The sequence below is a fragment of the Pantoea phyllosphaerae genome, from assembly GCF_051025595.1.
Taxonomy (GTDB): Bacteria; Pseudomonadota; Gammaproteobacteria; order Enterobacterales; family Enterobacteriaceae; genus Pantoea.
In genome coordinates this window covers 1-10,673 of the sequence record NZ_JBPFDE010000028.1, presented here as the reverse complement: position 1 = coordinate 10,673, position 10,673 = coordinate 1, and the positions used below count along the sequence as shown (strand labels likewise).

At 61.8% G+C, this 10,673-nt stretch carries 9 protein-coding genes and 1 pseudogene; 6 read left to right on the top strand and 4 right to left on the bottom strand.

The annotated features are described in order from the left end of the window. Nucleotides 1-424 precede the first annotated feature (424 nt). The 3 genes and pseudogenes from ACR6A7_RS20925 to ACR6A7_RS20915 all read left to right on the top strand — a co-directional run bounded on the left by ACR6A7_RS20925 (nucleotide 425) and on the right by ACR6A7_RS20915 (nucleotide 3,238). Nucleotides 425-1,936, top strand: a complete 1,512-nt coding sequence (locus tag ACR6A7_RS20925; RefSeq protein ID WP_434127127.1) for an MFS transporter — start codon at nucleotides 425-427, stop codon at nucleotides 1,934-1,936. Nucleotides 1,937-1,946: 10 nt separating this feature from the next. Next, nucleotides 1,947-2,513, top strand: coding sequence for a TetR/AcrR family transcriptional regulator (locus ACR6A7_RS20920; RefSeq protein WP_003830785.1), 567 nt, complete (start codon nucleotides 1,947-1,949; stop codon nucleotides 2,511-2,513). A 69-nt stretch (nucleotides 2,514-2,582) separates the two neighbouring features. Continuing rightward, a pseudogene (locus tag ACR6A7_RS20915) lies at nucleotides 2,583-3,238 on the top strand (recombinase family protein). A 1-nt stretch (nucleotide 3,239) separates the two neighbouring features. Here ACR6A7_RS20915 and ACR6A7_RS20910 read toward each other — a convergent pair. Next, on the bottom strand, nucleotides 3,240-3,914 hold the full coding sequence (locus ACR6A7_RS20910; protein WP_016495560.1) for a DNA adenine methylase: 675 nt from the start codon (nucleotides 3,912-3,914) through the stop codon (nucleotides 3,240-3,242). 147 nt (nucleotides 3,915-4,061) lie between these two features. Between ACR6A7_RS20910 and ACR6A7_RS20905 the strand changes: the two genes are divergently transcribed. The 3 genes from ACR6A7_RS20905 (at nucleotide 4,062) to istB (ending at nucleotide 7,518) form a co-directional block, all read left to right on the top strand. After that, a complete protein-coding gene (locus tag ACR6A7_RS20905) occupies nucleotides 4,062-5,060 on the top strand; it encodes a hypothetical protein (RefSeq protein WP_016495559.1) in 999 nt (332 codons plus the stop codon). A 93-nt stretch (nucleotides 5,061-5,153) separates the two neighbouring features. Beyond that, nucleotides 5,154-6,686 carry an IS21-like element ISAav1 family transposase gene (gene istA / locus ACR6A7_RS20900; protein WP_016495558.1) on the top strand — a complete coding sequence of 511 codons (1,533 nt, stop codon included), beginning with the start codon at nucleotides 5,154-5,156 and terminating at the stop codon, nucleotides 6,684-6,686. Beyond that, a complete protein-coding gene (gene istB / locus ACR6A7_RS20895) occupies nucleotides 6,676-7,518 on the top strand; it encodes an IS21-like element ISAav1 family helper ATPase IstB (RefSeq protein ID WP_016495557.1) in 843 nt (280 codons plus the stop codon). The genes istA and istB overlap by 11 nt, the downstream gene beginning before the upstream one ends. A gap of 444 nt (nucleotides 7,519-7,962) precedes the next feature. Here the strand turns inward: istB and cysC are convergent, their stop codons facing one another. From cysC to ACR6A7_RS20880, 3 genes are read right to left on the bottom strand one after another with little or no spacing between them, the layout of a single operon-like run. After that, nucleotides 7,963-8,475 (bottom strand): adenylyl-sulfate kinase, encoded by a 513-nt coding sequence (gene cysC / locus ACR6A7_RS20890; protein ID WP_016495556.1) that lies wholly within the window; start codon nucleotides 8,473-8,475, stop codon nucleotides 7,963-7,965. A gap of 23 nt (nucleotides 8,476-8,498) precedes the next feature. Continuing rightward, the gene (gene aroA / locus ACR6A7_RS20885) at nucleotides 8,499-9,803 is read right to left on the bottom strand and encodes a 3-phosphoshikimate 1-carboxyvinyltransferase (protein ID WP_016495555.1); all 1,305 of its coding nucleotides are present in this window, start codon (nucleotides 9,801-9,803) and stop codon (nucleotides 8,499-8,501) included. A gap of 16 nt (nucleotides 9,804-9,819) precedes the next feature. Beyond that, nucleotides 9,820-10,530, bottom strand: a complete 711-nt coding sequence (locus ACR6A7_RS20880; protein ID WP_238344601.1) for a hypothetical protein — start codon at nucleotides 10,528-10,530, stop codon at nucleotides 9,820-9,822. Nucleotides 10,531-10,673: the final 143 nt, after the last annotated feature.

Genomic DNA, 10,673 nt, shown 5'->3' with positions numbered 1-10,673 from the left:
ATGGGTTCATGTGCAGCTCCATCAGCAAAAGGGGATGATAAGTTTATCACCACCGACTATTTGCAACAGTGCCTCCTCAAGTCCTGGTCATCGGTCGATACCCTGGCGTAGCCGATCAGCAGCCGCCCGCTTTCCAGGTCGAGCGTGCCGGGGTCGTGTTTGTCTCTCATGGCGTCCCCATCATGTTGCAAATATCGTCGCACATTGTAGAACATTTGCGACTGACTTTTGCAACGTCTCGTCGCCAGGGAAAACGGAGCGGGGTGGGGCTGTCGCAAAACTTAGGAATTTCGCGACAAATTGATCGCGCCCCGGAATGCGAAGCCCCGCTGTCGGCCATTGTCTGAAGTTCCTCACGGGCAGGCGCTTGATACTTTACTAACTTGTCTGTAAAGTTTGGCTACTCTCACTGAATGGTGCTATCATGCCTGCCGCCCACTCGAACCGCTGGGTTCTTCTGGAGACCGTCGCCGCCGGTCTCCTGCTTATCGTTCTGGACAATTCGGTCCTCTACACGGCCCTGCCTACCCTGACGCGCGAGCTTGGCGCGACGGCAACGCAAGGGTTGTGGATCATCAACGCATACCCCCTCGTCATGGCCGGCCTGCTGCTCGGCACCGGGACGCTGGGTGACAGGATCGGTCACCGGCGCATGTTCCTCATCGGCCTCGTGCTGTTCGGTGTCGCGTCGATTGTGGCGGCCTATTCGCCTACAGCGGAAATCCTGATCGGGGCGCGGGCCTTTCTGGCGGTCGGCGCGGCGGCGATGATGCCCGCGACACTCGCCCTCATCCGCGTCACCTTCGAGGATGACCGGGAACGCAACATCGCCATTGCGATCTGGGGGTCGTTGTCGGTCGTCGGCGCTGCGCTCGGACCGATCATCGGCGGTTTTCTGCTCGGCCATTTCTGGTGGGGGTCGGTGTTCCTCATCAATGTGCCGGTAGTGGTCGCTGCCTTCATTTCGGCGCTGATCGTTGCGCCGAAGGTGGCCGGCGATGCGACCAAGCCTTGGGACGTGGTGTCGTCGTTTCAGGCATTGGTGGCGCTGTCGGCTTTTGTGATCGCGATCAAGGAATCTGCCCATGCCGGGCAGTCGTGGGCCGTCCCCGCTATTTCGCTGCTGGTTGCCATCCTCGCCGGAGCGCTGTTCGTCCGCCGGCAACTGCGCCTGCCGTTCCCGCTGCTCGACTTCTCGATCTTCCGCAATGCCGCGTTCACATCGGGCGTTCTAGCGGCCGCGTTCTCCCTGTTCGCCATCGGCGGTGTTGAGCTTGCTACGACGCAACGCTTCCAGCTCGTTGCGGGCTTCACGCCGCTGGAAGCCGGGATGCTGGTTTCGGCGGCGGCGCTCGGATCATTGCCGACTGCGCTGCTCGGTGGTGCATTCCTGCATCGTATTGGCCTACGTATCCTTATAGCTGGCGGGCTTGCGGCGGGATCGCTGGCGGTCCTGCTTGCGACATGGGGCATCACTCATGGCCTTGGCTGGCTGATCGCCGGTCTGGCGCTGACCGGTGCCGGCGTAGGTGCAACAATGTCGGTGGCATCAACGGCTATTGTGGGCAATGTGCCTGTGCATCGCGCCGGCATGGCGTCGTCGGTCGAGGAAGTGTCCTACGAGTTTGGCAGTCTGTTCGCTGTCACAATTCTCGGAAGTCTTTTGGCCTACCTCTATACGGTCAACGTCGTGTTCCCCGCCGGAACCTCGGAAGCGGCCCGCGACAGCATGGCGTCGGCGCTGGTCTTTGCCAACGAGGCGGGGGCCGATGGTGTTGTCGTGCGTCAAGCGGCAGGAATCGCATTCGACCACGCCTATACGGTCGTCATGTACGTGGCGGCGGGTGTTCTGGCCGTGGGTGCCCTGATCACCGGCATCCTGTTGCGGCGCTACGGTCCCGGCTCGCAATCGTCAGCCTATCCCACACAACACTAAGGAAGCCGACATGGCGAGAGCCAGCAAGCGCCTCGAAGTGCTTGAAGCCATTGTGAGCATCATCGAGCGTGACGGCCTCACCGCCGTCACCCTCGACGCCGTAGCGCTCGAAACCGGCATGACACGCGCCGGCCTTCTGTATCATTTCCCGTCGCGCGAAGCCCTGATCCTCGCCACCCATGAGCATCTGACTCGCTCATGGGAACAGGAGCTGGAAGCGAGCGCCGGCAACACCTCGGACAGGGCGACAGACGCCGAACGACACGCCGCCTACATCAACACCTGCGCAAGAGCTGCCCGGCGGGTCGAACTGCTGCTCATACTGGAAAGCTCCGACAATCGGCAGCTTGGCGATCTGTGGCAACAGGTCATCGACCGCTGGGCACCTCCTGCGCCGATTGGAAACGACGCTGCCGAGTTGGACAGGTTCATTTCGCGCCTTGCCGCCGATGGGCTGTGGATTCACGAGGCGCTGTCGTCGCGCCCGCTCCCCGAGCAACTGCGCAAGCGTATCGCGGCGCGCCTCGTCGCGATGGCCGCCGGACCTGTTGAGGCGGAAGAAAACCTCCCGAAATAACTGGTGTCCCCCCACAACCCTACTGCGCCGGTGCTGCCGGCGCTTTCACGGTGATGGTGCATTGCTGATCTGAACCGACCGAGCACCAGGCCGCCGGCGTCGCCTTCAAGGTCGCGCGCATCTACTTGCGCGTCAGCACCGACGAGCAGGACTTGACCAGGCAGGCCGCCATCGTTGAGAGCACCAGGGCCGCCGGCTTCTACGTCGCCGGCATCTACCGCGAGAAGGCTTCGGGCGCTCGCGCCGATCGCGCCGAGCTGCTGCGCATGATCGGCGACCTGCAACCCGGTGAAGTCGTCGTTGCGGAGAAGATCGACCGCATCAGCCGCCTGCCGCTGCCCGAGGCCGAACGCCTCGTGGCCTCGATCCGCGCCCAGGGCGCGCGCCTGGCTGTCCCTGGCGTGGTCGATCTGTCCGACCTGGCCGCCGAGGCGAAGGGCGTGGCAAAGGTGGTGCTGGAGTCGATCCAGGACATGCTTTTGAAGCTGGCGTTGCAGATGGCCCGCGACGACTACGAGGATCGCCGCGAGCGGCAGCGGCAGGGCGTCGAGCTGGCGAAGGACGCCGGCCGCTACACCGGCCGCAAGGCCAACACGAAGGTGCATGAACGCATCGTGGCGCTGCGCACCGCAGGCCACAGCATTCCAGAGACGGCCAGGCTGGCCGGGTGCAGTGAAAGCCAGGTCAAGCGCGTATGGGCGCTGCACAACCAGGCGCAGGCGTGACCTACTCGGCCGCCTCCAGCTCGCGCAGGCATTCCATGATCGCCGCCCGCTCCAGCGGATCGAGCTTGGCGAGCTTCGCTTGCCAGCGGGCTTTCTTCCGCTTGATGCGCTCGCGCTCGCGGAAGTTGCTGCCGAGGTAGCGCAGATCGTGCAGCTCGGCCGGCTCGGGGTAGTTCATCCAGAGCCTTTCAATGGCGATGCCGCCGCGCGTCATCGCGTTGAACTCGATGGTTCTCCATGACGCCAAGGGAGAGCTGTCATAGATCGTTGAGCTGTAGCCCGACACCATCACCGCGCACGGCAGGCCGGCCAGCACGTCGAGCAGCCGCAGGTGGTCGGCGTCGTCGTATTCGTGGCGGTAGAGCTTGCCGCCGCGCCGGCTGTCCATCACGTAGGGCGGATCGACGTAGACGAACTCGGAGCCGGTGAACGGGTGGGACTCCAGCCAAGCCACGGCGTCGCCGTGGTGCAGCTCCAGGCCGGGCACGTCGAGCTGCTGCCAGACCTCGATCACCTCGGGATCAACGTCGATGCCGACGCTGCGGGCAGCGGGCCGCTTGCGCTCCAGGATGTTGCCGCCGCCCAGGTGCGTTTCGATGTACGTGTCGTGAGGCGGGATGTTGTTGATGATCGTCTGGTAGACGCCGGCACCGCCCTTGCCGCCGGGGTATCTCATGGCCTTCTTCCTGGAGTAAATCGGGACTTGGCCAGCATCGTCAGAAATGGCGATGCTGTCAAGGGAAGCCGGTCTGAAAGACTTCGCTATTTGCGAATGTGCCGCGATCCGTGTAAATAGCCAACGCTTGTTGCGAATGCGTGAGCCATGGCTAAAGAACCGGTCCAGCACGAAAGCCTGCTCCTGCCAGGCTATTGGCGAATAACCAGCTTCGGCGCACTGACCGAAAATCCAGCCGCAGCTGCCGGCGACCTCCTTATCCGTGCGGACCTGGCGGAATTGGCCAACTGGGAAGACTCCCCTGTGGATTGGGGCAGGGTCACGGGACGTCAGCGGCGGATGCTCGTGCCCGTTGGCGAGCTTCCGCGCCTTCATCTCAACGCTGTCCTGCATGACGGACGCCTCGCGAACGACCTCGTGGACCGGCTCGAATTCGAGCGCTGGATGCGCCGGGAGATCAACTGCGATAGGTCGAACATCACAGTAATCACTCGCGACCACAAGGACGACCAAGGCAACTATGTGGTTCCCGTTCGCGCCAAGTGGGCAAGCCAGCTCAGCGACCATGATCGTCATGGACTGTTTGTCGCATTCGGATCTGGCGAAGACCCCTATGCGCTAGTCATCCCCTGCGTCGAGGTGTTCCGCTTTTTCTACGCCACGTCAGATGTACTGGCAAAGTACTTCTTGAAGGACCGTTTTCTTGATCCCGGCGCCTACCTTTGGAATCCCAGCAAGACGGCTATCTCGAGGACTGACGGGAAAGCGGTCCTGTGGCTGCGGAAATGGATGCTGGATGCGGATGCCCGGTTCCTGGCGAGGTTCGCCTTCGACGAGTACGCCCTCGGCCAAGCCCAGGCGATATTCCTGAGTACCGCCGCTGCCAACGAGCCTTCGCATGAGCGACGCATAAGGGCGCTACCGCCGTTCCAAGGCACTGAAGAAGTCACGTTTCTTGGGATACCACTTGGCAGTGAAGAGCGCCCAAGGATCTTCGTCACGCGGCTATTGAGCTGCGACTGGAAGCCGCCCTTCACCGAACTGAAATGGGATCGGGACAACGACGGCCGTTCCGACCCCAACAAACGCGAGGAGCGCCCTCCGACTGAATGGAAACCCAGTCTGTTGAATCACGAGCAAAACTGAGCCACTAAAGGGCATCCGTCACGCCCAATTTTGAGCCACGTTATCCACCTACCCTGCTGTTTTTTGCAGCAGTGGGGTGCAGGAGTGATCAACGTGAGCACATTGAGCAAATTGCGCCGCATGGTCCACCGTGACCACCTGAGCGTGCGCGAAGCCAGCCGAAGGCTGGGCATCTCCCGCAATACAGCCGCCAAGTGGCTCGAGGCCGACGAGATGGTCGAGCCCCGCTACCCCAAGCGGGCCTCTCTTCCCAGCGTTCTCGATCCCTACAAGGAACAGCTGGCCACCTGGCTAAAGGCCGACAGCCACCGCAACAAGCGCGAGCGCCGTGGCATCAAGGCCATGTTCCGGGCACTGCAGGCCGTGGGCTACCCTGGCAGCCGAGGCCCGGTCTATGAGTTCGCCAAGCGCTGGCAGCAGGCACAGTCCGACGCGCCAACCCGAATGGCCTTCGTACCCATGAGTTTCGAGATGGGCGAGGCCTTCCAGTTCGACTGGAGCTGCGAGTACCTGTTCGTGGGCGGCCTGCGCAAACGCCTGGAGGCTTCGCACACCAAGCTGGCGGCCAGTCGGGCCTTCATGCTCACCGCCTATTTCAGCCAGGCCCACGAGATGTTGTTCGACGCCCATGCCCGAGCCTTTGCGGCTTTTGGTGGCGTGCCGCGCCGGGGCATCTACGACAACATGAAGACCGCCGTCGACAAGGTTGGTCAGGGCAAGAGCCGCACCGTCAATGCGCGCTTCGAGGCCATGACGGGTCACTACCTGTTCGAGCCAGAGTTCTGCAACCGCGCCGCTGGCTGGGAGAAGGGTATCGTCGAGAAGAACGTGCAGGATCGCCGTCGTGGCATCTGGATGGAGGCAGCGGAACGCCGCTGGCCCGACCTGGAGAGCCTCAATGCGTGGCTGCACCAGGCTTGCCTGGACGCCTGGCATGAGCTGCCTCACCCCGAGTGGCCAGAGCTGACGATCGCCGACGTCTGGCAGCAAGAGCAGACGCACCTGATGCCCAACCCTGCGCCATTTGATGGCTATGTCGAGCAGATGGCCAGGGTCACAGCCACCTCGCTGATCCACTACCAGCGCAATCGCTACAGCGTGCCATGCGAGTGGGCCCACACCAGTGTCAGCGTGCGGGCTTATCCCGATCGCCTGGTGGTGGTCGGTGCCAACTCGGAATCGCCAGAACAGCCGGTGAGCCTGCCGCGCAGCTTCGAGCGTGGCCAGACCTTGTACGACTGGCGGCACTACGTCAGCTTGCTCGAACGCAAGCCCGGCGCTTTGCGCAACGGCGCCCCCTTCAAGACCATGCCCGAGCCCTTGCAGCATCTGCAAGCGCACCTGCTTCGCCACCCTGGCGGCGACCGGGTGATGGCCCAGGTGCTCATGGCCATCACCCTGCACGGGCTCGATGACGTGCTGGTGGCCGTGGAGTTGGCGCTGCAATCGGGCCGCGTGAGCGCAGACCATGTGCTCAACGTGCTGGCCAGGCTCAAGGAGCCCCAAGCCGTGCAAAGCCTGCCTGAAGCAGCCTTGCCTTCACTGACGCTGCACGAGCCGCCTCAGGCCGACGTGTCGCGCTACGACAGCCTGCGCCAGTCCCAGGAGGATGACCATGTCCAATGACATCGCAGCAAGCCTCAAGGGCTTGAGCCTGCACGGCATGGCCAGTGCCTGGCCGGAACTGCTGGGCATCGCCCGGCTCAAATCGCTCGACCACGAAGCCCTGCTGCATCAGCTCATCAAGGCCGAGGGTGCACATCGGGAAGTGCGCTCCATGGCCTACCAGATGCGGGCGGCCCGATTCCCGCACCACCGCGACCTGGCTGGCTTTGCCTTTGATCAGGCGCAGGTGGACGAGGCGCTGGTGCGTCAGCTGCACGAGTTCAAGTTCATCGACTCAGCCCACAACGTGGTCTTCGTGGGCGGCCCTGGCACGGGCAAAACACACCTTGCCACAAGCCTGGGTGTTCATGCCATCCGTGCACATGGTAAGCGGGTGCGCTTCTTCTCGACCGTCGAGCTGGTCAATCTGCTGGAGGCCGAGAAAGCTCAAGGTAAGGCCGGGCAACTGGCACATCGGCTCATGTACGTGGATCTCGTCATCCTCGACGAGATGGGCTATTTGCCCTTCAGTCAAGCCGGTGGGGCCTTGCTGTTCCACCTGCTGTCCAAGCTGTACGAGCGCACCAGCGTGGTCGTCACCACCAACCTGTCGTTCTCGGAGTGGGCCAGCGTGTTCGGCGACGCCAAGATGACCACCGCGCTACTCGACCGACTCACCCATCACTGCCACATCGTCGAAACCGGCAACCAGAGCTGGCGCTTCAGGCACTCGACTGCACAACCGTCTTCGATCATCAGAGCCACACGAACCAAAACGGCCAAAGGAGCACCCCAGACAGATCACGCAGTAGACTTATCCACATCCGAACAGTCCATTTCTTCGTCAACTTAGTGGCTCAGTTTTGGACGTGACGCCTGGCTCAGTTTTGCTCGTGATTCAACACACGAAGCGCCAGAATGTTATTTTGTGCAGAGTGGCACGCAGTCCGGTTGCGCACACGCGAGTAGCTTCGCCCGCTTGCGCGGCGCATCGACAATAGAATCAAGTGTCGGCGGTTACCGCCTGAGGTTTGTGTGATCTGGAGAGCCGATCGGCGCGTTCGCATCCAGGCAGACTGCACCGCAATTCGTTCTTTGTCCGATCACGCGCACAAGCTCGAGAGGTGCTGCGAGACCGTGTCGGTCGTGCGGAGATCTCTCAGGACGCGGCCCTCTTTCCGCACGGAAGCAGTGTGAGGGGCGCTTTGGACCCTCAGAGATAGGAATCTAAAAGAGGTGCCTGCGCGCCGCCGGCAGACAATGACCCTAGTCCTCCAGGCGGTCGTCTTCTGCGACGTCACGTGCCCGTGACGCGTCGTATGATGTCGGCTGCTGTGGCCTCAATATCGAACCCGGGGTCGCTGATACAAATCTGCGGGGCTTTCGGGGCCTCGTAAATCTGAGACACGCCGGTAAAGGCGCGTAGAGTCCCAGCGCGTGCTCTTCGGTAGTGCCCCTTGACATCCCGAGCCTCACAAACTGACAGGGGGACATCAAGGAATACCTCGACGTATCGGTCGGGCCCGATGATGTCCCGTGCGGCTCTACGGTCCTCCTCAAAGGGGGAAACGAGCGCGACGGCTGCGAATATGTCACAGTTGTTGGCCAGCCTTGCAACCTCCGCGACCCGGCGCACATTCTCAGTTCGGTCAGCAGGCGCAAAGCCCAAGTCTCGACTCAGGCCCTGCCGTACAACGTCACCGTCCAAGAGGCATACTGGACAACCGCGCACTCGAAGCTGGCGAGCAATAGCTGCCGACAGCGTTGTCTTGCCCGCTCCGCTCAGGCCCGTGATCCAAACTGTGCGCATAACGCCCCTCGTGATGAGATTGCTTATTGCGAGCTCGCCAGACCGCAGCCGGCGCACAGATCTCCAAAGCCCGGAAACGACGTCCCGATCGCCTCCGCATCCACGACTGTTATCCCGTCTTCGCAGCGGGAGCTGGCGATGGCGAAAGCCATCCCGATTCGGTGGTCGTACGCCGTCTCAATTGAGACACCGCCCTTGAGCATTCGACTGCCCACGCCCGATATCACGGCGCCGTCGGGCTTGGATTCGACGACTACGCCAAGCTGGCGCAACCCGACGAGCATGGTCTCAATACGGTCACTTTCCTTAACTCTGAGCTCCTCCGCTCCGCGCACTACAGTGGTCCCGTTGGCAAACGCCGCGGCAATAAAGAACACGGGGAACTCGTCGATCATCCGGGGCGCGATGTCCGCGTCGAGCTCGATTCCGGACAGCTCGGCACCGGTGACCGTTATATCAGCGACTTCCTCTCCACCAGAGCTGCGGCGGTCCGAAAGCTCTACCCGCGCGCCCATGAGCCGCAGTGCGTCCACAATGCCGGTGCGTGTCGGATTTATTCCCACGTTCCTGATGGTAATTGAGGCGCCAGGATTGATAGCAGCCGCCACCATAAAAAAGGCTGCGGACGATATGTCGCCGGGAACAACAACGTCCCGGCCCTTCAGGCTGCTTCGCTCCACTTGGATTTCTTGCCCGTTGACGGAGACGTTGCCTCCGAAGGCGGCCACCATGGTTTCCGTGTAGTTGCGGGTGGGTTTCCTTTCTATCACGGTGGTGGCTCCATCCGCATAGAGGCCGGCCAACAGTACCGCCGACTTCACCTGGGCGCTGGCCACGGGCAAATCGTAAGTGATGCCCCGAAGCTTTGGCGTGCCGGTGATCCTCATCGGAGCGGTCCCGGAAGCTGACAGCTGAATTTGCGCCCCCATTTGGCCAAGGGGGGTCGCCACACGCCCCATCGGCCGTTTCGACAAAGAATGGTCTCCAACCAGCACGCTTTCGAAGGGCTGCCCGGCCAAGATTCCGGCCATAAGCCTCATCGCAGTACCCGCGTTGCCCGCGTCCAGTTCCGCATTTGGCCGCGTGAGCCCACTCTCGCCGGCCCCAGTGATGGTTACCTGCCCGTTCGCAATCTCAATGCTTACTCCCATGGCTCGCATCATTCCGATGGTGCTGACCACGTCTGCTGCCAGCAAGCACTTCCGAACCGTGGTAACCCCTTTAGCCAGAGAGCCGAGCATCACCGCGCGGTGAGAGATGGACTTGTCGCCAGGAACCTCAATCACTGTCGGGTTTTGGGTCAGACGGCCGGAAAACGTAACCTTCATTTGTGCCTCGCTAGAATTAGACTGCGAATTTCTCGCTATCGGGATTGTTTATTGACAACATTGGAGCGCAGCGGCCCCGGATGAATTCGATCAGCCTCTGTTCGCTTTCTTCCACGACCCTTACCGACTCCGCGGCTCGGCGACCGATGGCCGCCCGCAGGAAATAGTCACGCCAACCTTGTGCCGCCTGGTCAGCGAGGTGATGCAGCGAGTTTACATCGGCGGGCTGGCAAAATCCACTTCGCATGAGAATGGTCCCCAACCATCTTGCCCAGCTCCGCTGGTTGGCGAGGAAGCGCAGCGTTTTGGTCAGGCGATCTTCGTTGCCTTGGGCGGCACGAAAAGCCTCGCCGACGAGAACGGCCTTACGTTCGACCGCAGTACTAACCGATTCGATTCGCCCAATGGCGTTTGCCACGACCGTTTCAACCGATGGCAGGGCTCGGAAGTCGCGTCGAACTCTGGCGGTGAGAACATAGGGCGCCCCGTGCGTCGCTTCGCTAAACAATTGCTCATGGAACAGAGATAGGCGCCCGAGGGTGTCGAAGTGCTCGGCATAGACGTCACCAAGGACGTCGTACAGAGTCCTCTTGCCGGAGTCGAACTCCGCGCCTAGCAAATCAAAGAGACGCTGTGCGTGCGCAGCTTTTATGAGGCCGATGAGCTGTGAGTTGTCAACGGTTCCAATGACGCCCGTCTCCTCGTCGAGAGCGCGGACCAATATCAAATGAGTTCCAGCCGTGTTCGCGGCGAATTTCAGTTCCGGGCCTTTGACGCATGGCACTAACACGGGCTGGGCACTGTTGCAAAGTTAGCGATGAGGCAGCCTTTTGTCTTATTCAAAGGCCTTACATTTCAAAAACTCTGCTT

What these genes read in the sequence shown, in the direction of transcription:
- ACR6A7_RS20920 (WP_003830785.1), top strand. Translation starts at nt 1,947, where the DNA reads ATGGCGAGAGCCAGCAAGCGCCTCGAAGTGCTTGAAGCCATTGTGAGC.
- ACR6A7_RS20905 (WP_016495559.1), top strand. Translation starts at nt 4,062, where the DNA reads ATGGCTAAAGAACCGGTCCAGCACGAAAGCCTGCTCCTGCCAGGCTAT.
- istB (WP_016495557.1), top strand. Translation starts at nt 6,676, where the DNA reads ATGTCCAATGACATCGCAGCAAGCCTCAAGGGCTTGAGCCTGCACGGC.
- cysC (WP_016495556.1), bottom strand. Translation starts at nt 8,475, where the DNA reads ATGCGCACAGTTTGGATCACGGGCCTGAGCGGAGCGGGCAAGACAACG.
- aroA (WP_016495555.1), bottom strand. Translation starts at nt 9,803, where the DNA reads ATGAAGGTTACGTTTTCCGGCCGTCTGACCCAAAACCCGACAGTGATT.
- ACR6A7_RS20925 (WP_434127127.1), top strand. Translation starts at nt 425, where the DNA reads ATGCCTGCCGCCCACTCGAACCGCTGGGTTCTTCTGGAGACCGTCGCC.
- ACR6A7_RS20910 (WP_016495560.1), bottom strand. Translation starts at nt 3,914, where the DNA reads ATGAGATACCCCGGCGGCAAGGGCGGTGCCGGCGTCTACCAGACGATC.